The sequence below is a fragment of the Microbacterium sp. HA-8 genome, assembly GCF_046111165.1.
In the GTDB taxonomy this organism is placed as follows: Bacteria; Actinomycetota; Actinomycetes; order Actinomycetales; family Microbacteriaceae; genus Microbacterium.
The window spans coordinates 2,356,495-2,381,891 of sequence record NZ_CP162025.1 but is presented as its reverse complement, the minus strand read 5'-3'; the positions used below and the strand labels follow the sequence as shown (position 1 = coordinate 2,381,891).

At 70.0% G+C, this 25,397-nt stretch carries 23 protein-coding genes and 1 other RNA gene; 12 read left to right on the top strand and 12 right to left on the bottom strand.

All coding sequences use genetic code 11. From position 1 onward, the window contains the following. Nucleotides 1-5: 5 nt before the first annotated feature. Nucleotides 6-1,586 (bottom strand): carboxyl transferase domain-containing protein, encoded by a 1,581-nt coding sequence (locus tag AB2L57_RS11395; protein ID WP_409047141.1) that lies wholly within the window; start codon nt 1,584-1,586, stop codon nt 6-8. A 93-nt stretch (nt 1,587-1,679) separates the two neighbouring features. Between AB2L57_RS11395 and AB2L57_RS11390 the strand changes: the two genes are divergently transcribed. Then, complete coding sequence (locus AB2L57_RS11390) at nt 1,680-2,285, top strand: TetR/AcrR family transcriptional regulator (RefSeq protein ID WP_409047140.1); 606 nt, start codon at nt 1,680-1,682, stop codon at nt 2,283-2,285. A 49-nt stretch (nt 2,286-2,334) separates the two neighbouring features. Further along, nucleotides 2,335-4,125, top strand: a complete 1,791-nt coding sequence (locus AB2L57_RS11385; RefSeq protein WP_409047139.1) for an alkaline phosphatase family protein — start codon at nt 2,335-2,337, stop codon at nt 4,123-4,125. A 1-nt stretch (nt 4,126) separates the two neighbouring features. Here AB2L57_RS11385 and AB2L57_RS11380 read toward each other — a convergent pair whose 3' ends face one another. Genes AB2L57_RS11380 through AB2L57_RS11370 form a run of 3 tightly spaced genes read right to left on the bottom strand, consistent with a single transcriptional unit; the run spans nt 4,127 to nt 7,424 of the window. Beyond that, complete coding sequence (locus AB2L57_RS11380) at nt 4,127-5,230, bottom strand: dihydrolipoamide acetyltransferase family protein (protein WP_292814959.1); 1,104 nt, start codon at nt 5,228-5,230, stop codon at nt 4,127-4,129. Beyond that, on the bottom strand, nt 5,227-6,237 hold the full coding sequence (locus AB2L57_RS11375) for an alpha-ketoacid dehydrogenase subunit beta (RefSeq protein WP_292814961.1): 1,011 nt from the start codon (nt 6,235-6,237) through the stop codon (nt 5,227-5,229). Before AB2L57_RS11375 ends, AB2L57_RS11380 begins: the two co-directional genes overlap by 4 nt. Continuing rightward, complete coding sequence (locus tag AB2L57_RS11370; protein ID WP_409047138.1) at nt 6,234-7,424, bottom strand: thiamine pyrophosphate-dependent dehydrogenase E1 component subunit alpha; 1,191 nt, start codon at nt 7,422-7,424, stop codon at nt 6,234-6,236. The genes AB2L57_RS11375 and AB2L57_RS11370 overlap by 4 nt, the downstream gene beginning before the upstream one ends. 165 nt (nt 7,425-7,589) lie before the next feature. Between AB2L57_RS11370 and AB2L57_RS11365 the strand changes: the two genes are divergently transcribed. The 4 genes from AB2L57_RS11365 to AB2L57_RS11350 all read left to right on the top strand — a co-directional run bounded on the left by AB2L57_RS11365 (nt 7,590) and on the right by AB2L57_RS11350 (nt 10,918). Continuing rightward, the gene (locus tag AB2L57_RS11365; RefSeq protein ID WP_292814966.1) at nt 7,590-8,063 is read left to right on the top strand and encodes an Lrp/AsnC family transcriptional regulator; all 474 of its coding nucleotides are present in this window, start codon (nt 7,590-7,592) and stop codon (nt 8,061-8,063) included. Nucleotides 8,064-8,128: 65 nt separating this feature from the next. Continuing rightward, nucleotides 8,129-8,410: a metal-sensitive transcriptional regulator gene (locus AB2L57_RS11360; RefSeq protein WP_409047137.1), complete on the top strand. Its 282-nt coding sequence runs from the start codon at nt 8,129-8,131 to the stop codon at nt 8,408-8,410. Between the two features lie 25 nt (nt 8,411-8,435). Then, nucleotides 8,436-8,663: a heavy-metal-associated domain-containing protein gene (locus AB2L57_RS11355; RefSeq protein ID WP_409047136.1), complete on the top strand. Its 228-nt coding sequence runs from the start codon at nt 8,436-8,438 to the stop codon at nt 8,661-8,663. Further along, nucleotides 8,660-10,918, top strand: coding sequence for a heavy metal translocating P-type ATPase (locus AB2L57_RS11350; protein WP_409047135.1), 2,259 nt, complete (start codon nt 8,660-8,662; stop codon nt 10,916-10,918). Before AB2L57_RS11355 ends, AB2L57_RS11350 begins: the two co-directional genes overlap by 4 nt. Before the next feature lie 16 nt (nt 10,919-10,934). On the opposite strand, the gene AB2L57_RS11345 is transcribed toward AB2L57_RS11350, so the two are convergent. Then, on the bottom strand, nt 10,935-12,458 hold the full coding sequence (locus AB2L57_RS11345; RefSeq protein WP_292814842.1) for a SulP family inorganic anion transporter: 1,524 nt from the start codon (nt 12,456-12,458) through the stop codon (nt 10,935-10,937). A gap of 166 nt (nt 12,459-12,624) precedes the next feature. Between AB2L57_RS11345 and AB2L57_RS11340 the strand changes: the two genes are divergently transcribed. Next, complete coding sequence (locus tag AB2L57_RS11340) at nt 12,625-13,968, top strand: flavin monoamine oxidase family protein (RefSeq protein WP_409047134.1); 1,344 nt, start codon at nt 12,625-12,627, stop codon at nt 13,966-13,968. Here AB2L57_RS11340 and AB2L57_RS11335 read toward each other — a convergent pair whose 3' ends face one another. Next, nucleotides 13,969-14,640: a DNA alkylation repair protein gene (locus AB2L57_RS11335; RefSeq protein ID WP_409047133.1), complete on the bottom strand. Its 672-nt coding sequence runs from the start codon at nt 14,638-14,640 to the stop codon at nt 13,969-13,971. Nucleotides 14,641-14,705: 65 nt separating this feature from the next. Continuing rightward, a complete protein-coding gene (locus AB2L57_RS11330; RefSeq protein ID WP_409047132.1) occupies nt 14,706-16,160 on the bottom strand; it encodes an SPFH domain-containing protein in 1,455 nt (484 codons plus the stop codon). Nucleotides 16,161-16,405: 245 nt separating this feature from the next. Here AB2L57_RS11330 and AB2L57_RS11325 point away from each other — a divergent pair, with 245 nt between their 5' ends. The 3 genes from AB2L57_RS11325 (at nt 16,406) to AB2L57_RS11315 (ending at nt 19,853) form a co-directional block, all read left to right on the top strand. Further along, nucleotides 16,406-17,794, top strand: a complete 1,389-nt coding sequence (locus AB2L57_RS11325; protein ID WP_409047131.1) for a DUF222 domain-containing protein — start codon at nt 16,406-16,408, stop codon at nt 17,792-17,794. 67 nt (nt 17,795-17,861) lie between these two features. Continuing rightward, nucleotides 17,862-18,938, top strand: a complete 1,077-nt coding sequence (locus AB2L57_RS11320) for a hypothetical protein (protein WP_409047130.1) — start codon at nt 17,862-17,864, stop codon at nt 18,936-18,938. Nucleotides 18,939-18,983: 45 nt separating this feature from the next. Next, nucleotides 18,984-19,853, top strand: a complete 870-nt coding sequence (locus AB2L57_RS11315) for a sulfurtransferase (protein ID WP_409047129.1) — start codon at nt 18,984-18,986, stop codon at nt 19,851-19,853. 7 nt (nt 19,854-19,860) lie between these two features. Here the strand turns inward: AB2L57_RS11315 and ssrA are convergent. After that, nucleotides 19,861-20,230, bottom strand: a transfer-messenger RNA (tmRNA) gene (ssrA, locus tag AB2L57_RS11310). Between the two features lie 97 nt (nt 20,231-20,327). Here ssrA and AB2L57_RS11305 point away from each other — a divergent pair. After that, entirely contained in the window at nt 20,328-21,800 is a 1,473-nt protein-coding gene (locus tag AB2L57_RS11305; RefSeq protein WP_409047128.1) for a CoA transferase, read from the top strand. 15 nt (nt 21,801-21,815) lie between these two features. Here the strand turns inward: AB2L57_RS11305 and AB2L57_RS11300 are convergent, their stop codons facing one another. From AB2L57_RS11300 to AB2L57_RS11285, 4 genes are read right to left on the bottom strand one after another with little or no spacing between them, the layout of a single operon-like run. Further along, nucleotides 21,816-22,517: an anti-sigma factor gene (locus tag AB2L57_RS11300; protein WP_409047127.1), complete on the bottom strand. Its 702-nt coding sequence runs from the start codon at nt 22,515-22,517 to the stop codon at nt 21,816-21,818. Further along, nucleotides 22,504-23,124 carry an RNA polymerase sigma factor gene (locus AB2L57_RS11295; RefSeq protein ID WP_292811091.1) on the bottom strand — a complete coding sequence of 207 codons (621 nt, stop codon included), beginning with the start codon at nt 23,122-23,124 and terminating at the stop codon, nt 22,504-22,506. The genes AB2L57_RS11300 and AB2L57_RS11295 overlap by 14 nt, the downstream gene beginning before the upstream one ends. Further along, on the bottom strand, nt 23,121-23,765 hold the full coding sequence (locus tag AB2L57_RS11290; RefSeq protein WP_409047126.1) for a class F sortase: 645 nt from the start codon (nt 23,763-23,765) through the stop codon (nt 23,121-23,123). Before AB2L57_RS11290 ends, AB2L57_RS11295 begins: the two co-directional genes overlap by 4 nt. A gap of 16 nt (nt 23,766-23,781) precedes the next feature. Further along, entirely contained in the window at nt 23,782-24,603 is an 822-nt protein-coding gene (locus tag AB2L57_RS11285; protein WP_409047125.1) for a DUF4397 domain-containing protein, read from the bottom strand. Nucleotides 24,604-24,723: 120 nt separating this feature from the next. Between AB2L57_RS11285 and AB2L57_RS11280 the strand changes: the two genes are divergently transcribed. After that, complete coding sequence (locus tag AB2L57_RS11280) at nt 24,724-25,395, top strand: SIMPL domain-containing protein (RefSeq protein ID WP_292811098.1); 672 nt, start codon at nt 24,724-24,726, stop codon at nt 25,393-25,395. Nucleotides 25,396-25,397 lie beyond the last annotated feature (2 nt).

Genomic DNA, 25,397 nt, shown 5'->3' with positions numbered 1-25,397 from the left:
GGCGCTCACATCCGGAACACGCCGAAGCGCGGGTCGGGCAGCGGACAGCGCGACACGACGTCGAGGGCGAGCCCGAGTGCGTCGCGGGTCACGGCGGGATCCAGGATGCCGTCGTCCCAGAGCCGCGCGGTCGCGTGATACGGGTCTCCCTCGCGCTCGTAGCGCTCCCGGATAGGGGCGCGGAACCCTTCCTCGTCGTCGGCGGACCACTCCCCTCCCTCGGCCTCGAGTCGCTCGCGTCGTACGGTCGAGAGCACCGCGGCCGCCTGCGCGCCGCCCATGACCGAGATGCGGCTCGCCGGCCACGACCAGAGGAAGCGCGGCGAGTACGCCCGCCCGCACATGGCGTAGTTGCCGGCGCCGAAGGAGCCTCCGACGATCACCGTGAGCTTGGGCACGCGGGTCGTCGCAACGGCCGTCACCATCTTCGCGCCGTCCGCGGCGATGCCACCCGCCTCCGCGTCCGCCCCGACCATGAAACCCGAGATGTTCTGCAGGAACAGCAGCGGGATCCCGCGCTGGTCGCACAGCTCGATGAAGTGCGCGCCCTTCCGAGCCGAGTCCGAGAACAGCACCCCGTGGTTCGCGAGGATGCCCACCGGGTGGCCGTGCAGCCGGCCGAAACCCGTCACGAGGGTGGTGCCGAACTCGCTCTTGAACTCGTGCCAGGTGCCGCCGTCGATGAGGCGATCGATCACGACGCGCGGATCGTACGGCGCGGCAGCTTCGAGGGGTACGACATCGACGAGTGTCGCCGGATCCACGGCCGGCGGCGTCGTGGTCTCCACCCGCCAGATCTGCGGCTGGGGCGGGGGCAGGGTGCGCACGATGTCGCGGACGATCTCGAGGGCGTGCGCATCGTCGTCGGCGAGGTGATCGACGACGCCCGAACGTCTGGCGTGCAGGTCTCCGCCGCCGAGTTCTTCGGCCGTGACCACCTCTCCGATCGCGGCCTTCACCAGCGGCGGCCCGCCGAGGAAGATCGTGCCCGTGCCGCGCACGATCACGCTCTCATCGCTCATCGCCGGAACGTACGCGCCGCCGGCCGTGCAGGAGCCCATCACCGCCGCGATCTGCGGGATGCCGGCCGCCGAGAGCCGCGACTGCGCATAGAAGATCCGCCCGAAGTGATCACGATCGGGGAAGACCTCGTCCTGCAACGGAAGGTAGGCGCCGCCGGAATCGACGAGGCAGACGCAGGGCAGCTTGTTCTCGGCGGCGATCTCGAGCGCGCGCAGGTGCTTCTTGACGGTGAGGGGGAAGTAGGTGCCGCCTTTGACGGTCGCGTCGTTGCAGATGACCATGATGTGGCGGCCGTGCACGAGCCCGATGCCGGCGATCACGCCCGCTGCCGGAGCCTCACCGTCGTACATCCCCCACGCCGCGAGAGGCGCGATCTCGAGGAAGGGGCTGCCCGGATCGAGGAGTCGCTCCACACGCTCGCGCGGCAGCAGCTTGCCTCGGGAGAGGTGACGATCGCGCGCGGCCCGCGGTCCCCCCTGCGCGACGGTGGCAAGGCGTCGTCGCAGCTGCTCGGCGAGAGTGCGCTGGGTCGGCGGGGCTTCTGCCTCGGCTCGTTCGATCATGGCGTCTCCGTCGATCGCCGCGGGCGTTGCCGCCCCGTTCGAATTTCGGTTAGTGTTCACTAACTGACAGCAGACTACTCCGGGAGGCGGGACGTGGCAACAGTCCGGGATGTCACACCCGCCCCGCGCTCCGCTCGCGCCCTCGCCAAGGCCGAGCGTCGTGACGAACTGATCCGGACCGCCACTCGCCTGTTCGCCGAGCGGGGGTTCTCCGGAGTGGGCATCGAGGATCTCGGCGCGGCGGCGGGGATCTCGGGTCCGGCCGTGTATCGCCACTTCGCCACCAAGCAGGCGCTGCTGGGGGTGATCCTGCGCGAGGCGAGCGAGCAGCTGCACGAGGACGGCGCCGAGGTTGCGGCATCCACACCCGATCCCGCGAAGCGTCTGGATGCGCTCATCGCATTCCACATCGACTTCGCGGTGCGCAGTCCCGACGTCATCCGCGTTCAGGACCGTGACCTCGCCGCCCTGTCCGACGAGGATCGCGCCGCCGTCCGGCGCCTGCAGCGTGCCTACGTCGAGCTCTGGGTGGCCGCGCTGTGCGCCGAGAACCCGGCGCGCGCCGTCGCCGAAGCCCGCCTTCGCGCACACGCCGCCTTCGGGCTCATGAACTCCACGCCGCATGCGGGGGCAGGCGCGACGGATGCGGCGGCCCGCGCCGTGCTCACCGCAATGGCCCGCGCGGCGCTGCGCGCCTGACCCCACCGCCGCGCCGATACGCTGACTGCGGCGCAGAAGGGGGCACGACATGGCGGATGAGGACTCACTCGAGCGGGAGCACGCGTCGCAGCGCAGCCGCCGCGACTTTCTGCGCGCAGGCGGGTACGCCGCTGCGGGCCTGCTCGTCGGCGGGGTCGCCGGAGGCGCCGCCGGTGCGGCGTTCGGGCATGCCGCGGGCGTGCGCGAGTCGGGGTCGGCGGCCCAGGAGGTTCGCGACGAGCCGGGGTTCGCCCACGTGGTCGTGCTGATGGGCGAGAACCGCTCCTTCGACAACCTCCTCGGATGGCTGTACACCCCCGCGACGATCCCGGCGGGCGAGAGATTCGCGGGCCTCGCGTTCGGCGAGTACGCCAATGCGGATCAGGACGGCAGGAGCGTGCCGGCGCACGTCTACACAGGCTCGACCGATGTCATCATGGGCTCGCCCGACCCCGATCCGGGCGAGGAGTTCCCGCATGTGAACACCCAGCTCTTCGGCACCGTGCGGCCCGAGGGCAATCGACGCCTGTGGGTCGACGAGATGGCCGCCCCCTACAACGCACCCGACGCCGACGCGACGCCGACGATGGAGGGATTCGTCGCCGACTACCGCATCAACTACGAGCGGATGCACCGGGGCAAGGCTCCGAGCGCCGAAGAGGTCGCGCAGATCATGGGCGGATTCTCGCCCGAGATGCTGCCTGTGCTCTCGACCCTCGCTCGCGAGTTCGCCGTCTTCGACAACTGGTTCGCCGCGGTGCCGAGCCAGACCTACTGCAACCGGTCGTTCTTCCACGCCTCGACCTCGCACGGCTACGTGACCAATCGGGGCGGCAGCGGCTACGCCAAGTGGCTGGACGCGAACCCGGATCCGACGATCTTCAATCGCCTCGAAGAGGCGGGGATCAGTTGGAAGATCTACTTCGACGAACTCCAGCTCGTCTCACTCACGGGTGTCATGCACGCCCCTGTGCTCGAGCAGTACTGGCGCACCGGACGCTTCGGCTACATGTCGGAGTTCTTCGACGAGTCGGCGGCGGGCACCCTGCCCGCCTATGCATTCATCGAGCCGCGCATGGTGTACAACCACAACGACTTCCACCCGCCGTTCGGGGCGCTGCGCGAGAGCGAGGTCGACGGCGAATACATCGCCGATTCGGCCGTTTCGGACGTGCGCGCGGGCGAGGCGCTCGTGGCGAGCGTGTACGACGCGGTCCGCACGAGCGCGAGCGCCGACGGATCGAACGCCCTCAACACCCTGCTGCTGATCACTTTCGACGAGCACGGCGGCACCTACGATCACATGCCGCCGCCGCGCGCGACACCCCCCACAGCGGACGCACCCGCCGGCGAGATGGGATTCGCGTTCGACCGGCTCGGGCTGCGTGTGCCGGCGATCGCCGTCTCGGCCTACACGCGACGCGGGACGATCGTGCACGACGAGATGCACCACGCCGCCGTGATTCGCACCCTCTGCCGCCTGCACGGGCTCGCACCGCTGACACGTCGCGATGAGGGGGCGAACGACCTGTTCGCGATCGTCAACCTCGACGCTCCCCGCGACCCCGCGACGTGGCCCGCCGTGCACCCGATGTGGGTGCAGCAGAACGCGGAGGAGGACGCACTCGCCGACCTCGCCCACGGCAAGCATCGCCTGAAGCCCCTGAGTCAGCCCGGCAAGGGTCTGCTCGGCCTGCTGCAGGCCCGCTACGGTCAGCCCGGCGACCCCGAGCCGCAGACCTACGCCGAAGCGCACGCGGTGCTCGCCGCGCACGCTCCCGGGCTCTTCTATCCCAAGGTCGACGCGTCGCCGTCTGCGTCGCCCGCCGCGTCCGCGTGACTCATGCGTAGAGCATCGCCCGTGCGGGATCGGTCAGCAGCATCCCGAGATCGGCGAGGAAGCGCCCGCCCTCGGCTCCGTCGACGAGCCGATGATCGAACGACAGCGAGAGCGTCATGATCTCGCGCAGCGCGATCTCACCCCCGTGCTCCCACGGCCGTCGCCGCACGGCGCCGAGGGCGAGGATGCCCGCCTCGCCCGGATTCAGGATCGGCGTGCCGGCATCCACCCCGAAGACGCCGATGTTCGAGATCGTGAATGTTCCGCCCGTCATCGCAGTGGGGCTCGTGCGACCCTCGCGGGCCGTGCGGGCCAGCTCGTCGACGGCGTCGGCGAGCGCGGGGAGCGCAAGAGCGTCGGCGCCCCGGACGACAGGCACGACGAGTCCGCGCTCCGTCGCCACCGCGATGCCGAGGTTCACCGCGGTGTGACGCACGATCTCGCCGGCGGCGTCGTCCCACGACGCGTTCAGCTCGGGATGACAGGCAAGCGTCAGACATACCGCGCGCGCGGTGACCGTCAGGATGCCGATCCTGTGGGCCGAGAGAGACCGGTCCGCGCGGAGCGCGTCCACCAGCTCGACGCTGCGTGTCACGTCGACGTCGAGGAACGTCGTGACGTGGGGCGCGGTGAAGGCGCTTCGCACCATGGCCTCGGCCGTGCGGCGTCGCAGTCCGCGGATCGGAACCCGCTCGTCCGCTCGCGTTTCGGCGACCGCGGGCTGCTCTGTACGCGGCGCCGGCGGTTCGGCAGGGCGCGGGATGCGGGGACGCCGATGCGGGCGTCCGGCCGGAGACGCGGGCGCGCCGTAGCCGACGAGGTGCGGGGCCGGCCCCGCGTCGGGTCCGGCGTCGAGCACGGGCTCGCCATCCTCGTCGAGCGTGATGATGCCACCACCGACGGGCACGGTCTGACCGACGTCGGCGAGCAGTTCGCGTACGGTCCCGGCGCACGGCGAGGGGAGCTCGACGACCGCCTTGGCGGTCTCGACCTCGGCGATCGTCTGATTCAGATCGACGTGCTCCCCCACCGCCACCTGCCAGTGCACGAGTTCGGCGTCGGTGAGGCCCTCTCCGAGGTCCGGCAACGCGAAGGTGTAGGTCACAGCGTCACCCCCGTGAGTGAGTTCGGTCGGCCGAGCACCCGGTCCACACCGTCGAGGATGCGGTCGAGATCCGGCAGATGATGGCGTTCGAGCTTGGCGGGCGGGTACGGGATGTCGTGCCCGGTCACCCGGACGGGCGCGGCCGAGAGATCGGCGAAGCACCGCTCCGTGACTCCCGCGACGATCTCGGCGCCCAGTCCCCCTTGGAGCGCCGCCTCGTGGGTCACCACGACGCGCCCCGTTCTGCGCACGGACGCATCGAGGGTCGCGTGATCGATCGGCGAGAGCGAGCGCAGGTCGACCACCTCGATCGACACGCCCTCATCCTCGGCCGCGAGGGCGGCATCCAGCGCCACGGCCACCTGCGCGCCGTACGTGACGAGAGTGACGTCCCTTCCCGGGCGCATGATGCGCGCAAGACCCATCGGCGGCGCATCGGCGAGGCTGCGGTCGAGGTCCACCTCACCCTTGCTGTGATACAGCCGCTTGGGTTCGAAGAACACCACGGGATCGTCGCAGGCGATCGCCTGCCGCAGCATGGTGTACGCATCGCCGGGGTGGGATACCGCGACCACGCGGAGCCCCGCCGTGTGCACGAAGTACGCCTCGGGGGATTCGGAGTGATGTTCGGCGGCACCCACGCCGCCTGCCCACGGCACCCGGATCGTCAGCGGCATTTTCACGCGCCCGCGGGTGCGATAGTGCAGCTTCGCGACCTGGCAGACGATCTGATCGAAGGCGGGGTAGATGAAGCCGTCGAACTGGATCTCGACGACCGGCCGGAAGCCGCGGTACGCGAGGCCGACGGCCGTGCCGACGATGCCCGCTTCGGCGAGAGGGGTGTCGATGATCCTGTCGGCACCGAACTCTGCCAGCAGGCCGTCGGTCACACGGAAGACACCGCCGAGGCGCCCGATGTCCTCGCCCATGACGAGCACGCGCGGGTCGTCCGTCATCGCACGGTGCAGCCCTGCGCCGATCGCGCGGGCCATCGTCATCTCGCTCATCGTGCGTCCTCCCCGTCGTGGCCGGCGTCGACGAACCCGTCGAGGTAGGCGGCGAAGTGGGCGCGCTCCCGCGCGATCGCGGTGTGGGGCTCGGCGTACACGTCGTCGAAGACGGCGAGCGGGGCGCGGGATCGGTAGGTCAGGGCTGCCTCGCGCACCGCCCGCGCGAGTGCATCGCATCGGGCGGCGACATCCGCGGCGACTTCGTCGTCGAAGGCGCCCTGCGCGCGCAGATGCCGTTCCACGCGGGCGAGCGGGTCGCGGTGCCCCCAGCGATCCACCTCCGCATCCCGGCGGTAGCGGGTCGGGTCGTCGGCCGTCGTGTGCGGCCCCATGCGGTAGGTCACCGCCTCGATGTAGGCGGGTCCGCGACCCGATCGCGCATGATCCGCCGCCCACCGCATCGCTGCGAAGCACGCCAGGACGTCGTTGCCGTCCACCCGCAGACTCGGGATGCCGTAGCCCGGCGCCCGCCCGGCCAGGGGGCGCCGCGCCTGCACGCCCACGGGTTCGCTGATGGCCCAGTGGTTGTTCTGGCACACGAAGACGACGGGTGCGCGGAAGGACGACGCGAACACCATCGCCTCGTGCACATCCCCCTGACTGCTCGCGCCGTCGCCGAAGTACGCCACTGAGATCTCCCGCTCGGCGGCCTCGACCGGCGACGCAGTGCCCGCCGTGCCGCCCCGCTCGAGCGCGGCGTCCCGCTGGATGCCCATCGCGTACCCGACGGCGTGCAGCGTCTGCGCGCCGATGATGATCTGGGGCGGCGCCATCCGCACCGCCGCGGGATCCCACGACGAGTTCTCCTCCCCGCGCCAGACGCGGATCAGGTCGACGGGCGCGGCGCCCCTCACCCACGCCAGACCGTGCTCGCGGTAACTCGGGAAGACGAAGTCGGCGGCGTGCAGCGCCCGGCCCGTGCCGACCTGCGCGGCTTCCTGCCCGAGGCACGGCGCCCAGAGTGCGAGCTGACCCTGCCGCTGGAGGGCCACGCCCTCGCGATCGAGTCGCCGAACGATGCTCATATCGGTGAACAGACCGCGCAGAAGGTCGGCGTCGACATCCGCGATGTACGGATCGAGCGTGGGATCCGGGTGGCGTTCGCCCTCGGCGTCCAGCACCTGGGCGAGGTCGTCGTCCGCGGCGATCGCGCCGGGGTGGACAGTGGAGATCGGGTGCGTCATCGCGGCCCTCCTGGGTCTCGTCGGTCCTTGTGGGACGCTGTCGAGCTGCGGCGTCGTCGCCGCTGATTCGAGTGTACGAAGATTCGCACGACGCTCAAGCATGCGCGTGCGTATTGAGCAGGATGCGCCGAAGTGGCGGGTCGCATCGTGATAAAGTCCCGCACTATGAGCAAGCTGGATCACGTCGATCTCGCGCTGCTGAGCGCGCTCGCCGACGACCCGAGAGCCACCGTGGTCGCCCTGGCGGATCGGCTGAGCCTCTCGCGCAACACCGTGCAGGCACGCATGGCAAAGCTCGAACGCGCGGGTGTGTTCCTCTCCTTCGAGCGCACCATCGCACCGCACACCCTCGGCTATCCCCTCCAGGCCGCCATCTCGGTGCTCGTGCGCCAGACCGAGCTGCCCTCGATCGCCGCCCGCATCGCCGAGATCCCCGAGATCATCCAGGCGTACGGGCTCAGCGGTCAGGTCGATCTGCTCGTGCACGTCGCATGCCGTGACGCACGACACCTCTTTGATGTCGACGCCCGGATCCTCGCCGTCCCCGGTGTCGAGCGCACCGAGACCTCCCTCGTGATGGGCGAGATCATCCCCTATCGTGTCAGCCCTCTCATGGCGCTGGCCCGCAAAGCGGACTGAGTCTGCTCGCATCGTGCCCGAGCTCGCCGTGGCCAGGGCATACCCTACGGGGGTAGAGTAGAAGCATGAACGGCTACGTCGAAAACAAGGACGACCTGCTCAAGCGACTGCGCCGAGCCGAGGGTCAGGTGCGAGGCATCGCCCGCATGGTCGAAGAGGACAAGTACTGCATCGACATCATCACTCAGGTGTCGGCCGCGACGAAGGCCCTCGAGACCGTCGCCCTCTCCCTGCTCGGCGACCACCTCACCCACTGCGTCGCGCAGGCCAGCGCCGAGGGCGGCGCCGTGGCCGACGAGAAGATCCGCGAGGCGAACGAGGCCATCGCGCGCCTCGTCCGTTCCTGATCGCGCACCCACCGAGAGGCACACGATGACCGAAAACGCCACCCACCTGCTCGTGGCCGGCATGACCTGCCAGCACTGCGTCCGCAGCGTCACCGAAGAGCTCACCGCGCTCCCCGCCGTCCAATCGGTCGACGTCGACCTCGCACCGGGCGCGGCATCCCGCGTGACGATCCGAAGCGCAGGACCGCTCGATGACGATGCCGTGCGCGACGCCGTGCACGAGGCGGGCTACGAGCTCGTCCCCCAGGCATGACCGCATCCGACGTCGAGCTCGCGATCACGGGCATGACCTGCGCGTCGTGCGCGACCCGCATCGAGCGCAAGCTCAACCGGATGCCGGGTGTCGAAGCCTCGGTGAACTACGCCACGGAGAAGGCCCGTGTGCACGCAGACGGCGTCTCCATCGCCGACCTGATCCGCACCGTCTCCGAGGCGGGATATGCCGCGAGCATCCCCGCTCCCCCCGAGCCCGAGATCTCCGATCGGGCACCCGCGACCGGCGACGACCCCGAGATCGTCTCCCTGCGCCGCCGGCTCGTCATCAGCGGTGCGCTCGCGCTGCCCGTCGCTGTGCTCTCGATGGTGCCGGCGTGGCAGTTCGAGTACTGGCAGTGGCTCGCTCTCACCCTCACCGCCCCTGTCGCGGTGTGGGGTGCGTGGCCGTTCCACCGCGCGGCGGCGGTCAACGCCCGCCACGGCGCGGCGACGATGGACACCCTGATCAGCCTCGGTGTCATCGCCGCCTTCGGCTGGTCGCTGTACGCCCTGTTCTTCGGCGGCGCCGGCATGCCGGGCATGCGGATGAGCTTCACCCTCATCGGCTCGCCGCAATCCGGAGGCCACGAGATCTACCTCGAGGTGGCCGCGCTCGTCACCGTCTTCCTTCTCGCGGGCCGGTATGCCGAAGCCCGCGCGAAGCGCTCCTCCGCCGAGGCGCTGCGGGCGCTGATGCGCGTCGGTGCGAGCGAGGCGGGCCTTCTCGTCGACGGGATCGAGCGACGTGTCCCGGTGTCCGATCTCGCGGTCGGTGATGTCGTCGTCGTGCGCCCGGGAGAGAAGATCCCCTCCGATGCGCTCGTGCTCGCGGGATCATCCGCGATCGATGCCGCCATGCTCACGGGCGAGTCCGTACCCGTCGAGGTCGCCCAGGGCGCACGGGTCACGGGCGGCACGGTGAATGTGGGCGGGATGCTGCGCCTCGAGATCACGCGCGTGGGCGCCGACACCGAGCTCGCGCACATGCAGCGCCTGCTCGAGGACGCCCAGACCGGCAAAGCCCGGATCCAACGGCTCGCCGACCGCGTCTCGGCCGTCTTCGTTCCCGTCGTCATCGCCCTCGCCGCCGTGTCCTTCGTGGGCTGGCTCATCGCGGGGGCCCCGCTCGATCTCGCCTTCACCGCCGCCGTGGCGACTCTCATCATCGCCTGCCCGTGCGCGCTGGGTCTTGCGACGCCGACGGCGCTTCTCGTGGGCACCGGCCGGGGCTCGCAGCTCGGCATCCTCATCCGCGGCCCGCAGGTTCTCGAGCAGACGCGATCCGTCGACACGATCGTGATCGACAAGACCGGCACGCTGACCACGGGACGCATGACTCTCGAGGACGCGCTTCCGCACGCGGGCGTCTATCGCGCAGAGCTGCTGCGGGCCGTGGCCGCCGTCGAGATCGGGTCCGAGCATCCCGTCGCACGTGCGATCGTCGCCGCGACCTCCGATCCGGGTTCATCGGCTCTGGAGGGCTTCTGGTCCCACGCGGGCTTCGGCGTGGAGGGCGCGGTCGCGGGCGCGGTCGTCGTCGCAGGCCGACCCGAATGGGTCCGGGCTCACGCCGCGATCACCATGCCCCCCGACCACGAACAGTGGATCGGCAAGGCCCACGCACGCGGAGCCACCGTCGTGACGGTGGCCCGTGACGGACGACTTCTGGGATCGCTTGCGATCGCCGACACCCTCGCGTCCTCGAGCGTCATCGCTGTCGCGCGGCTGCGAGAACTCGGTCTCGAACCGATTCTGCTCACCGGCGACGGCCCCGGCGCCGCCCGGCATATGGCGCGACTGTCGGGGATCGACATCGTGCACGCCGGCGTCAGCCCGAAGCAGAAGCTCGAGACGATCCGGGGACTCCAGGCGGAGGGAAGGGTCGTGGCCATGGTGGGCGACGGCGTCAACGACGCCGCCGCCCTCGCCGCGGCAGACCTCGGACTCGCCATGGGTGCGGGAACGGATGCCGCGATCGCAGCGAGCGACATCACGCTCGTCTCGAACGACCTGCTCTCGGCCGTCGAGGCGATCCGGCTGGCACGGCGGACGCTGGGCACGATCCGCGGAAACCTGTTCTGGGCGTTCGCCTACAACGTGGCGGCCCTGCCGATCGCGATGCTCGGACTGCTGAATCCTCTCGTCGCTGCGGCGGCGATGGCGCTCTCTTCCATCTTCGTGGTGACCAACAGCCTGCGGCTGCGGCGGTTCCGGCCCCTGCCGGCTCCCGCGACTGGCGCGTCTGAGAGCTGACTCGTTCGCGCAGTGGTCAGTGCTCTCCGCCGAGGTTACCGCTGAGGCGCCCGTGGAAGGCCGTCGTGGCATCGTTCATGCCCTCGATGACGACGCGCTTGCCGCGGTGTTCGTACTTGGTCACGACCGCGTCGAGAGCCGCGACCGTCGACGCATCCCAGATGTGGGAGCGCGACATGTCGATGACGACACGGTCGGGGTCGTTCGCGTAGTCGAACTGGGTGGTGAGGTCGTTGCTCGAGGCGAAGAACAGCTCGCCGTCGACGCTGTAGTGCGCCGTCGGCACGCTCTCGTCACCGGGCAGGGTGCGTGTGACGCTGACGAAATGGGCGACGCGACGGGCGAAGAGGACCATGGCTGTGAGCACACCGGCGCCCACCCCGATCGCCAGGTTGTGCGTCCACACCGTGATGACGACGGTCACGAGCATCACGAGCGTCTCGCTGCGGGGCATGCGACGCAGCGTCGAGGGACGCACGCTGTGCCAATCGAACGTCGCGATCGAGACCATGATCATCACGGCGACGAGCGCGGCCATCGGGATGATCGCGACGACCTCGCCGAGCGCCACGACGAGGATCAGCAGGAACACGCCCGCGAGGAACGTCGAGATGCGCGTGCGCGCGCCTGAAGCCTTGACGTTGATCATCGTCTGACCGATCATCGCGCAGCCGCCCATGCCCCCGAACGCGCCAGAGAGCACGTTGGCGACGCCCAGGCCCCACGACTCCCGGGTCTTCGAGGAGTGGGTGTCGGTCACGTCGTCGACGAGCTTGGCGGTCATGAGCGACTCCAGCAGTCCCACCACGGCCATCGCCAGGGCGTAGGGGGCGATGATCCCGAGGGTCTCGAGCGTCAACGGCACATCGGGGATGAACAGCATCGGGATGCTGTCCGGCAGCTCGCCTTGATCGCCTACGGTGGGCACGGCGATGCCGGCGACCACCACCGCCACGGTCAGCAGGACGATCGCGACGAGCGGCGAGGGCACGGCGCGCGTGATGCGCGGGAGCAGATACATCACGACAAGTCCCGCGGCCACGAGCGGGTACACCAGCCACGGCACGCCGATCAGCTGGGGGAACTGCGAGGTGAAGATGAGGATCGCGAGGGCGTTGACGAACCCGACCATGACCGAGCGCGGAATGAACCGCATGAGGCGCGCGACCCCCAGAACGGCGAGGACGATCTGGATGAGCCCGCCCAGCAGCACGGTCGCGATGAGGTAGTCGAGCCCATAGGTCATCGCGACGGGGGCGACGACCAGGGCAACGGCACCTGTCGCTGCGGTGATCATCGCCGGCCTGCCGCCGAGGAAGGCCATCGCGACGGCCATGACGAAGGAGGAGAAGAGCCCCACCCGCGGATCGACGCCCGCGATGATCGAGAAGGCGATCGCCTCGGGGATGAGCGCGAGCGCGACGACGAGACCCGCCAGCACCTCGCGGGTCAGCAGCCGCGGGTTGCGCAGCGCCTGCAGCACGGTGGGTTCGATGCGATAGCGCGCGGGATCGTCGCGAGCGGGGATGACGGCGGTCATACCTCTCCTGTCGTTCGGGCTCCGGGGAGCACACGGGAGGATCGCGCTCCGATGCGCGGGTGTCGGCGAACGCCGGCGGGGGGAAGGATGAGGGAGGGCGCGAGTGCGTCCTCAGCAAACCTACCGCAGCGTGACGGTTGGTTCGATTCGGGAGGGGATCCACCCCATGACGGTGATCGACACGCTCGTCGTCGGCGCAGGCGTCGCGGGCCTCTCCGCGGCCCGTCTGCTCGGTCGCGCGGGCCGCAGCGTCGTCGTGCTCGAGGCGCGCGACCGGGTGGGTGGGCGCGTGCACACCGACCGCTCGCGCGGACTGGCGACCGACCTCGGAGCGTCGTGGATCCACGGCATCAGGGACTCCCCCGTCGCGGCAGCCGCTGAGGCGTTCGGGATGCGCACCCTCGAGTTCACGGTGGGCGGCTACCAGCCGGATAGCCGCCCCATCCGCTCCTTCGACCCCTCAGGTCGCAGACTGACAGATGCTGCCGCACGGCGTTTCGCCGACGACATCCATGCCCTCGATGCGCTGCTGCCCACGATCGTCGCGACGTCCGCACCCGCGGCGACATACCGCGACGTGACGGAGGCGGCGCTCGCCGCGCAGGGCTGGGACGCGGAGCGCACGCAGCGGGCACGGGAGTACTTCGAGCATCGGAGCGAGGAGCAGTACGGCGCGTGGATCGAGGACCTCGCCGCGCACGGCCTCGACGACGATGTCATCGAAGGTGACGAGGTCGTGTTCCCCGACGGGTACGACCGGCTGGCGGCCCGCCTCGCGGTGGGTCTCGACGTGCGCCTCGAGCACGTCGTCGCGACCGCGCGCTGGTCCGATGCGGGAGTGGTCGTGGGCACCGGCCGCGGTGAGTTCCACGCACGGCGAGCCGTCATCACGGTGCCGGTGGGCGTCCTGCAGTCGACGGACTTCGTCATCGATCCCCCGCTGCCCCAGCCCGTCGCGGGGGCGCTCGGCCGTCTGCGGATGAACGCGTTCGAGAAGATCTTCCTGCGCTTCCCGCACCGGTTCTGGGACGAAGGCGTGTACGCGATCCGGCAGCAGGGGGCCGAGGCGCGATGGTGGCACTCCTGGTACGACCTCACGCCGCTGCACGGTGCGCCCACCCTGCTCACCTTCGCGGCGGGGCCCGCCGCGGTCCACACTCGCGCGTGGAGCCAGAAGCGGGTCGTGGACTCGATCCTCACCCAGCTGCGTCGTCTCTACCCGGACCGGGTCGTCGAGCCCACCGACGTGCACCGGACGCACTGGCAGGACGACCCCTTCGCCCGCGGGTCCTACGCCTACATGATCCCGGGATCGACGACCGCCGATCACGACGACCTCGCCACCCCGATCGGCGGTGTGCTGCATCTCGCGGGCGAGGCGACGTGGACGGATGACCCCGCCACCGTGACGGCAGCCATGCTGTCGGGGCACCGGGCGGCCTCGCGAATCGTCGGCTCCGACATCCCCATCTCCATGCTGTGGGCGGATGACGGTGGCGAGACTTCGTGATCAACCGGCGCTCTGGCGCCGCACCATCTCGTCGATCCAGATCGGCGCGTAGGGCGAGGTGCAGTTCGGTGCCGTCGGATAGTCCTTCAGCACCTCGAGACGCTCGCCGATCGCGAGCGCGCGCGGGCGCAGTTCGGGATGCCGGATGCCGATCGTCGCGAGAGTCGTGTTCATCTGCCACTGCAGCCGATCGGGAGCGGTCTTCATCTCGGCCTCGATCCTCTCGAGCAGGCCGCCCAGGTCGAGAAGGTGCGGGTTGTCGGCGACATCCATCGCGGCAAGGGCCCATCCCCCGGCCGCGACGTTCGCGTCGGCGTCGGCCATCCACTCGCGCCTGCACTGCTCACGGTGCGGACTCTTCTTCACCACGTAGTTGATGAGCCAGTCCTGAACCTTCGGAGCCCGCGCCTCGCGCAGCATCCCGTCGAGCTGCTCTGCCGAGTACTGCCGGGGCCGGCAGATGAGCAGGGCGACGAGGCGCGCCGCCGTGTCGCCCGTGGCCCACAGCTCGCCCGCGAGCTCATGGTCGGTCTTGAGCGCCTTGGCGAGGGCGCGCAGGCGGGTGAGGTTCACACCGTGGTCGTCACCATGGCGCTCATTGACCTCGCGCATGCGCGGATCCTCGAGTGCCGCCAACTGCGCGCGCACCTCGGCCACCCGGTCCTCGGACATCACACCCCCTGCTGCGGACAGCCTAGAGCCGCGCGCGAGTACGCGCACGGCTCGCGGCTCGTTCGCTACGCCTGCTGTCCTTCCGCGATGCCGCGCCCCAGCGCCTGGCCCTGGATGACGGCGCCGAGATCGAGCCCAGTCGCTGATCTGACGCTCTCGAAGGTGGCCGACAGGCTCGCTGACTGTTCGCGCGCCAGGTGGGTCGCGGCACTGTCGCCCCCGATGAGGGTGATGTTGCCGACCTTCTCGTAACCCTTGGCGAACTCGGCCATGAGCTGCGGCAGCTGTCCGATGATCTCCTTGGCGAGGATCGCGTCCTGGTTCTCGCGCAGCGCCGAAGCCTCGGCCGCGATCGCGTCTGCGGTGGCGGTACCGCGGAGACGGATGGACTCGGCCTCCGCCTCGGCCTGCACGCGCACGGCGGCCGCTTCGGCCTCGGCCTGCACGCGGACGGCCGCGGCATCGGCGGCGGCCGACGCATCGCGCGCCTCGGCCTGCGCCTTGACAGCGTACGCCTCGGCGTCCGCACGTTCCTGGGCGACCCTGCGGTCGGCCTCGGCGTTCTTCTGCCGCTTGTACGCCTCCGCGTCGGCCGCGATCTGCGCCTCGTAGGCGCGTGCGTCCGCGGATGTCTGCTGCCGGTACTTGTCGGCGTCGGCGACCTTCTTGACCTCGGCATCCAATCGCGCCTGGGTGTTGTTCGCCTCCTGCAGCAGCACGCCCTGCTCGGCCTCGGCGCGGGCGAGGTTCTCGGACTGCTCTGCCTGTGCGTTCGCGCGCCCGACCTCCGACATCGCGGCGGCCTTGTTCTTGTCGAGCGCGGTCTGCTCGATCAGGTTGGCCTCGTCGGCGGCGAGCTGGCGCTTCTTGACCTCACGCAGCGCATCGATCTCGGCGACGTCGGCCTCGCGCTTGACGCGCTGCACCTCGACCGCGCCGAGCGCGGAGATGTAGTTGTTCTTGTCGGTGATGCCCTGGATCGCGAACGAGTCGAGCACGAGGCCCTGAGCGAGCAGGTCGCCGGAGATCCCCTCGGCGATCTCGTCGCTGAGCTTCTGCCGGTCCTGCATGACCTGCTCGACCGTGAGCTTGGCGACGACGCCGCGCAGGGCGCCCTCGAGCTGCTCGGTCGTGAAGATGACGATCGCCTCGTCCTGCGACGCGAAGCGCTCTGCCGCGCGGCGCACCTGGTCTGGCGTCGACCCGATCTTGACCAGCGCGACACCGGTCAGATCGATCGTGACGCCGTTGATCGTCTGGGCCGTCGGCTCGAATTTGATCTGCCGGGAGCGCAGCGACACCTTGTCGGATCGCTGCGTCAGCTTGTTGACGAAGGCGCCGCGACCGCTGATCACGGTCATCTTGTTGGCTTCGCCCTCGGTGCTGTCGCGCGCCTTCTTACCGACGATGACGATCGCCTCGTCGGCCTTCGGCACCTGATACCACGCTCGGAACACCAGGAAGCCGATGAGCGCGACTCCGGCAGCTACCGCGATGCCGATGAGTCCGAACAGATCCATATGAGTGGGTCTCCTAATCGGGCCTGCCGTGTGCACGCCATATATCAAACCTATGCGCACCCGGGCATGGATGCTCAATGTGCATCTTTCGACCGGGTCGCTGAAGGGCGCGCGGTCGGTGCGAGGGGCTGTCACAGCGGGGCCTCTTCGACATGAATGAACTCTCATCGAAAGATTTCGCGTTGGGGCGTCAGGGATACATACGTACGAACGGCGATGTCGGAGGCCTCGGATAGAGTTCGAATATGAACACAGGGTCCGGCGGCGACGCGCACGACGACAACGTCGACGGTGTGGATGCTGTCGCGGCGGCCCTTGCGGCGAAGTACGCGGCCGCGGTGGCCGCGATCGCTGCAGCGGAGGCTCAGGCGATGGCCGTGCTGGCCGAGGCGCAGGCGGTGGGGGTGGAGCGGGTCGCGGAGATCCCTCGCTCCGCGGGCCGTGAAGCCGAACTGCCGTTGCGGGCGCTCGCGGCGGAGCTGGGTGCGTGTGCGCGGCAACCGGACCGTTCGGTGCAGCGGCGGATGAACGACGCCCACACCCTCGTGAACCGGTTCGCGGCGTCGTTTGAGGCGCTGGCGGCAGGGGTGGTGTCGGTCGGGCATGTGCGGGCGATCGTCGAACACGGGGTGAAACTCACCGACCCGGAGGTTCGCGCGGCGTTCGAGGTCGAGGCACTGGAGCGGGCCGCGTCGACCACACCCGGGCGGCTCGGACCGCAGCTCGCGCGTCTGGTGGAGCAGGTGCAGCCCACGACGTTCGCGGAGCGGCACAAGGTCGCGCGCAAGAGCGGCGGGGTGTGGGTGCGGGACGTTGAAGACGGGATGAGCGAGCTCCTGCTGCGGGGACCCGCGGTGCCGGTGCACGGCATCCACGACATGATCACCCACATCGCCCGCGACGTCCTCAACACCGCACACGCCCCCGAACCCGCGGACGCGGGTGAAGCCGCGGACGAGGCCGGGGCCGAGGGCGAGGGCGAGGGCGAGGGCGAGGGTGACGATGTCCCGGTGGATTCTCGGACCCTGGATCAGGTGCGTGCCGACGTGCTCATGGAGATGATCCTCACCCACCGGATCGACACCGAGACCGGCGAAGGGCTCGGCGACGGGCACGGTGGGCTCGCCTCGATCCGCGCGACGGTCAACGTCACCGTGCCCGCCTTGGCGCTCGCCGGGGTGACGGATGACCCCGCCGAACTCGTCGGACGCACCCCCATCGACCTCGACACCGCAAGGATCCTCGCGAAATCCGTCCCCGGATGGGAACGGATCCTGGCCGACCCGATCACCGGCGGGGTCCTCGCCGTCGACAGATACACGAGATCCGCGGATCTCACCCGACATTTGAGGGTGCGGGACCCGCACTGCAGATTCCCCGGATGCCGCATGCCCACCCATCGGTGCGACGTCGACCACGGCCAGGACTTCGCCCTCGGCGGAGCCACCGACCACAGAAACCTCTGCGCACTCTGTCGACGACATCACACACTCAAGGGCGAAACACCCTGGCGGGTGAAACACCACCCCGGAGGGGTCATCGAATGGATATCCCCCGGCGGACTCCACTACACAGACACCCCACCACCCGTCACCATCGGATTCATCCCCGACCTCGACGACGCACCCTTCTAACACGACGCGCCCCGATCGAGGCGACCGGCGGTGGAGATGCGGTGGACGAGTCGGGCAGTGTGGAGTGATGACCGATCCCGTCGACGCCCTCATGAGCGGTACCCGCGGACGGCGGTTGTGCCTCGAATACGCGGTGCGCATGGACAGAACAGTGCAGGAAGCCGTTTTCTGGCTTGCCCGCGACCTCGATCCGACTCCAGGCACTGCGCTCCGATTCACCGACGGGGCATCCGCGGGCGAGCCCGATCCGGAGTTCACCGGCGCCGACGTGGCTTCGCTCATCAACAAGGTCGTCCTGACGAATGTCCGCGACGGTAGCCTGCGCGAAGCACTGCAGGCGTCCGTCGACCTTGCCCGCTACTGGCAGGAGCCCGACGGAACCGATGCCGTCGCCGCCCTCCCCGACGTGCACGACACGCTCCGACGCGTCGCCCGCCACTTGAGCCCGGCTGTCCACGACCTGTCGATGGCGCATGGCCCGGCACAGTACGCCGTCGCCTGGACTCCCCTCGCTGAGAGCACGCCGCTCCCCGCCGACCCCGCGGCACAACTGGCGGAATGGACTCGCACCCAACACGAGGACGAGTCGAGATCGGCGAAGAGGCCCGCTGATGTGCGCGCGAACTTCTCGGGAACATGGTGGTCCGTGCCGCAGAGCCTGCTCACCACTCGTGGAAGCATTCCGGATGCCCTCGAACTGGTCGAGGACTCCCTGGGATGGGAAATCGCGACGGTCATTCCCGTGCACGGCGCGGGTCGCATACTCGAGGTCCGATCGCCGGCTGACTGGGCAGATCTCTGTCGGGCCTATCCGATGGAAGTGACAGCATCCCGTCGGCACGACTGGTTCCGCGTCACCGGTCGCGAGGGCCCCTGGCTGATTCCCGACTGGGAGCGGCTCTCCGCGCAATGGGACGCGGTGCATCTCACCACGCTCGGATACCTCTCCGCAGCGAACCAGCTGATCGACGTGGACGCCGATCATGGCTCGGTGATCGGCGGGTGGGGCCCCGACGCCACCATCTGGCTCACCGACATCGCACGCGAATCTGGGCAGCCGCGAGAACAGTGGTACCGGCTTCGGAACGACTGGCGCTGGACCCCCACCCCGCCCATGCACGGTACGGATGCGGCGGCGACATGAACGCGCTCTCCCCGCGCTCGGATTCGGGCGTGTGAAGATGGCGATGTGGCATCCACCCCGGTCTCTCCCCTGATCTCGACCGACGAACTTCACGCACGACTCGAGGCCGGTGAGCGGATTCGTCTGCTCGATGTGCGATACCGACTCGAGCAACCCGACGGTCGACCGGACCATCGGGCCGGCCATCTTCCCGGCGCGGTGTACGTCGACATGGACACGGAACTCGCCACACACGGCGATCCCTCACAAGGACGACACCCCCTCCCCTCGCGAGCAGCGCTCCAGGATGCTGCGCGGCGATGGGGGCTGCACACGGGCGACACCGTCGTCGTCTACGACGACTACCGATCGGTGTCGGCCGCGCGCGCGTGGTGGCTGCTCACCCATTCGGGAGTCGATGGCGTGCGCGTACTGGACGGCGGCCTGTCGGCATGGGCGGCGGCGGCATTTCCGCTCGAGACGGGAGATGTCGTCCCCGAGCCCGGTTCCATCGCACTCGACGAACTGAGCAGAGGAATCGTGACGATCGCCGAGGCCGAAGCCTGGCCTGCCCGAGGCATTCTGCTCGACGCGCGGGCGCCCGAACGCTACCGGGGCGACACCGAGCCCTACGACCCGGTCGCGGGACACATCCCGGGCGCGATCAACCTGCCCGCGAGCGCATATCTCGAGGGTGCGAGCTTCGCACAACCGGAGGAGATCAACCGCGCCCTGGCCGGCGCCGGTGTCACAGAGCGTTCTCCCGTCGCCGCCTACTGCGGGTCGGGCCTGACCGCGGCACACCTCGCCCTCGCGGGCGCGGTGGCGGGCATCGACGTCGCGGTGTTCCCCGGCTCGTGGAGCCAATGGTCGAACACACCGGGCAGTCCCATCGCCACGGGGCCCACGCCGACAGGTGAGCTCTCCAGCGTGTGAACCGCGGCCGTGGAGATGGGGGGAATCGAACCCCCGTCCATCGCTGTGTTTCTGCGCCTTCTACGGGCGTAGTCTGTGCAGACGTTCTGCTCGGCCCCGACCTTTGTCACAGACACCTAAGTCGACGGGCCCAGCCTGAAGAGAGTCCCGCACGACGCTCAGGCGACGTCGTGCAGCAAGTCCCCTAAATGACGCCAGGGTCCGTGGCGGGAACACCCACGGTCTGACGGACTATCGGGCTCGCTTAGGCAGCGAGGGCGAAGTCAGTGCGCTTGGATTCGGCACTTATGGTTTTGCAGAGATCGTTTACGAGATAACCCTGCATCCTCGGCCCGCTTCTCACAGATTCTCAGGCGATGTCGAAACCGATCATCCCCGTGAGCCTTCTTGTCGAAGGAGCCGCTGTTCACACACTGTGGAGTTGTCTCGCTCGGTTCGCACCGAGCCCTTCAGCATACACCGGATGGAGAGAGCATGCACGAAGAGCCACCCGCTGCCCCGCACTCGGAAAGCGCGCAGGATCGTGGCCTGCAGGGCGTCGGATCCTCGGCGGCCACCGCGATCGGCCTGACCGCGGAGCAGAGCGCCGCTATCCACGTCCCGCTCTCCATGCCCGCCTGGCGTTCACGACTGCGAGTCGGGGAACTGGCGATGAACAGCGTCGCCCTGGCCTCTCTCGCGATGAACGTCGTGCGCGCCGCGCGGTCGGGTGACCAGGCACCGGCACCCGTGCGGGTGTCGGCGGCCCGCGTGGCGGCGTCGTTCGGAAGCGAGAGGGTCTTCCGGATCGACGGGGCAGCCCCCACCGTCTGGTCCCCGCTATCGGGATTCTGGCGCACGGCCGACGGGTGGGTGCGGACACACGGCAACTATCCGCACCACGAATCCCGCCTCCGCCGCCTCCTGGGACTGTCTGACTCGATCGACCCGTCCCGCGTCACCGAGCGAGCCGCCGCGCGGATCGCGACGTGGCGTAGCCTCGACCTCGAGCACGCCGCGTATGAGAGCGGTGCCCTCGCGGTCGCGGTGCGCACCGCCGACGCCTGGCGACAGCATCCCGTCGCCCTGGAGCACGCCGCGCAACCGCTCCTCACGCAGTGGCTCGGTGATCCGCACACCCCACGACCGTGGCCGTCCATCGACGGCGCTCCCCTCGCGGGGATCCGGGTGCTCGATCTGACGCGGGTGATCGCGGGGCCCGTCGGAACGCGGGATCTGGCGCTCGCCGGCGCCGACGTGCTGCGCGTGGATTCGCCCCGCCTCCCCGAGATCCCGTGGCAGCATCTCGACACGGGCCAGGGCAAACGCTCGACCCTGTTGGATCTGGACCTGGCCCGCGACCGGCGGCGCTTCGATGACCTGCTCGAGCGCGCCGACGTCCTCGTGCTCGGCTACCGACCCGACGCCCTCGCACGGCTCGGGCTGGAGCCCGCAGCGCTCGCGTCGCGATATCCCGCCCTCATCACAGCCGAGCTCTCGGCGTGGGGAACCGCCGGCCCTTGGCAGGACCGCCGCGGGTTCGACAGCCTCGTGCAGGCGGCCAGCGGCATCGCGCTCGCCGAGAGCACGACGGGAGACGCCCCCGGCGCATTGCCCGTGCAGGCACTGGACCACTCCGCCGGCCACTTGCTCGCCGCGAGCGTCGCGACGGCGCTCGCACGGCAGCGCGCCACCGAACGCTCGACACACGTCCGCATCGCCCTCGCCCGCCTCGCTCAGGAACTCCTCGCCGGCGGTGAGCCGAGCGCGCACGACGGCGAATCGCCACGCGGCGCCGGCGACGGCGGGCCGGATCCCGCCGAGACGACCGTGACTCAGACCGTACACGCGCCCGACGGCCCGCACCGCGTCACGTCGGCGGCGCCGGTGCTCGCCTTCGACGCAGCGCCCTCGACCTACCCGCGCCCCGCGCACACGTGGGGTGCAGACCCACCTCGCTGGACCTGATCGACGGCACCAGCGTCACTCGGCGCGCAGCTCCCCGCGCACGATCGAATCACCCGAGTGCGCCGGATCGCCGTCGAGAGGCTCGACGGAGACATCGACCAGCGCGTAGTTCGACGTGTCGATACCCCGCGGCACGACGAAGCTCTGCTCGTCGTCGCTCAGCACACCGAGGCTGATCAGGGACGACGCGTCCCGCGTGATGAGCCAGACCTCCCGGTACGAATCCGATTCGGTCGCCGCATCGAGTCGCACCCGCACCGTGCGCTCCCCGTCGGCGGCCTCCTCGAGCACGGCGGCGCCCCGGGCCTCGGGGTGATCGGGGAACGGTTCGAGCAGGGCCTCGGCGACCTGGACCGGAGCACCCACGCGCACCGCGGTCCACACGCCGGCCCCGATCGCCGCGATGAGCGCGACACCGGCGGCCAGCGCCCACAGCGTCCGTGCCCCGCGCCGCGCCGTCGGTCCACGTCGCGCACGCGCGCGCGCAGGAGCCGTGTCGGCGGACGCGAGCCCGAGCTCGTCGGAGATCGCCGTCCATACCCGCTCCGGCGGCGCGAGCAACGGACCGGCCGCGAGGGTCGAGCGACCCACGCGCGCCGCACGACGCAGATCCGTGAGCTCCTCGGCGCAGGCGGCGATGTGCCGGTCGTCGTCCGGCGTGGCGACGTGCTCGCCGAGCGCCATCAGCGCCAGCAGCTCGGGGTCAACGTGCGACATGGCCTACCTCCAGACGGGTGCGCATCCGGGCCAGGCTCCGGCGAATATGACTCTTGACCGTGCCGAGCGGCATGTCGAGCCGGGTCGAGATCTCATGATGGGTCAGGTCGTCGAAGAAGGCCAGCCGTACGACAGCGCGGGCATCGGGCTCCAGCCTGTCGATCTCCTGAGCAACGAGCAGGGTCTCGCCGAGATCGATCGGCGGTGCCACCGTGAGTTCGTCGGGCGTCGTGACGCGCTGCAGCTGCTCCTGCAGACGACGCATCCGGGCGCGCGCCTCGTGCGTGTCGGCGATCCGCCGCTTCGCGATCGTCACGATCCAGGTGGCCAGCCCCGCCTTCGACGAGTCGTACGTCGCGCGTCCCGTCCAGGCCGCCACGAATGTCTTCTGCGTGGCATCCTCCGCATCCGCAGGATCGGCGAGCGAACGCATCGCCAGTGTGTAGACGACCGGCGCCCAGCGCCGGTACACCTCTTCGAGCGCGCGTTCATCGCCCGCTCGAAAACGATCGATGAGGCTCGCATCCGCGCGCGCATCGTCGTCGACATCCACGGTGTGCCCCTGGTCTCGGGTGGTGCGCCTTCGTCGGCGCGGCGGGCTCGTCATGACACCCTCGTCGCCACGGCGACCACGTTATCGCTGTACGACCTGTTCACGGGGTCGAAACTGCCCCCGCACGTGATGAGCACGAGCGCCGCTTCGCCCGTCCTGGCGAACAGGATGTCGGTGGGCAGTGCGCTGCGGGGGTAGTAGGTGATGCTCTGCACGGCATACCGGACGGGCTCGCCGCCGGAGACGTCGACGACGATCTCGGTGCCCGGCGCCACATCGCGCAGCCTGGCGAGCGGACCGAGACCGTAGACGCGGGAATCGACGTGCGCGGCCATCACAACCCGGCCCGCGGTGCTCCCCGGGTCGGGACCGAAGCGGTACCACCCCGCGACGCTCGGCTCGACGGGAAGCTCCATCTGCCCATCGGACTGCACCCCCACCGGCACGACGGGCATGTCGATGGCCGCAGCATCCACCCGCACCCGTGTCGGCACCTGGGCGGCGGGCGCGGTCGTCGGTGCGCTGGAGACGATCGGGACGTCCACGGCCGCGGTGGGGGCGGGGTCCGGCGTCGGTGCCATCGGCGTCAGCGACGGTGCGGGCTGCCCGCTCCCCCCGGACGGGGCGGGGAGCGAGCAGCCCGTGAGCACGAGCATCAGCAGCGCCGCAGCAGCGGCACGCGTGATCCTCGTCATCCGTCTGCCCCGCGTCTCAGGCGCTCGGACGCGACCGGGCGACGAACAGCGCGGCACCTGCGGCGACAAGGAGCCCGGCGAAGCCGAGTCCCCAGAACAGCGCCGTGGGCGCGCCGTTCTCGGCGGCAAGACCCGCGGACCCGGAGTTGACGCCGTCCGGGCTCGAGTGCAGCCCGGAGACGGTCTGCACCGCGAGCTCGAGGTTGCCGTCCTCAGCGCTGCCCCACGCGTAGACGATCGTGAGGGTGCCATCCGAGACCGTGACATCCGCCGGTCCGATCACCGGGTCGGTCGTTCCGGCGAGAGCGACCGCGGCCGAGACGGTTCCCGCGGCCAGGTCGAGAGACGCCTCGTCCGGGTTCTCGAGTCCGCTGACGACGGCCGTGCCGCCCGCGAGGATGTCCACGGCGGGAGCTGCGGCGACGTGGCGCACCGTGAGACGTCCCTCGCCCGCCGCGGTCTGGGCGATGTCGTTCGTGAACAGCGTCGCCGTGGGCTCACCCGCCGCGTCGAGGTGAGCGACGGCGGTGTAGCTGCTGTTCGCCGCGAGGCTCAGGGTGACGGGGCCCAGGATGGGCGCACTGGCATCGGCGGCATCCGGCGCCGTGATCGCGACCTCGTAGTCGCCCGCGGGCAGGTCGAGCGGCCCCGCGAGGTCACCCGGCTCGAAATCGTCGAGCGTCAGCTCGCCGTTGACGTAGACATCGACCGGGGTGTCGGGGATGCCGTGCAGCACCGACAGGTCGGCGCTGGTGGCAGAGATCGCCTGAGCGGGAGCGGCAAAGCCTACGGCCGCGACGAGGCCGGCGACCATGCCGGCCACAAGTGTCTTACGCACGATTCCTCCTTGACGGCGCGAACCGTTCGCGCCTGCTGAAGAGTTGTTCCGTGTCAGCCCCACCCGTGGATGCACCGCGTTGAGAATTTCTGCGCTCCGCACGGGCGTAGGCTCTCGGCCATGAGCGAGGTCATCATCACCGTCCGCGGCGAGCACGAGACCCGGGTGGCTCCCGAACTCGGCATCGCCGACATCTCCGTGCGCTGCGAGGGCCCCTCGCGGGGTCCCGTCGTCGAGCGCATCGCCGCTCTGGCCGCGCCGGTACGGGACGAGCTCTCCCGACGCCAGGCCGACGGCGATGTCGCCGAATGGTCGAGCGAGCGCGCGGCGGTCTGGTCGGAGCGACCGTGGAACAACGAGGGCAAGCAGCTCGCTCCGGTCCACCACGCCTCCGTCTCCTTCTCCGCCTCCTTCTCCGACTTCGCGGCGCTCTCGTGGTGGCTCACCGCCGTCTCCGAGCGCGAGGGTGTGCAGGTGCACACCGTGGTGTGGCAGCTCACGCCCGCCACGCGCCGCGCGGTCGAGGCCGAGGTCGCCGCCGAGGCCGTGCGAATCGCCGTGTCTCGGGCGACCGCGTACGCCACGGCGATCGACCGCGGGGGTGTGACGCCCCTCGAGATCGCCGACACCGGCCTGCTCACCCGCGCCGAGACTCCTCCGCAGGCGGCACCGCGCATGATGCGAGCCGCGATGATGAGTTCGGATGCCGCGGGCACAGGTCCCGGCATCGACCTGCAACCGCAGCCCATCATCGTCACCGCGGGCGTCGAGGGCCGCTTCGCGGCGCGCTGAGA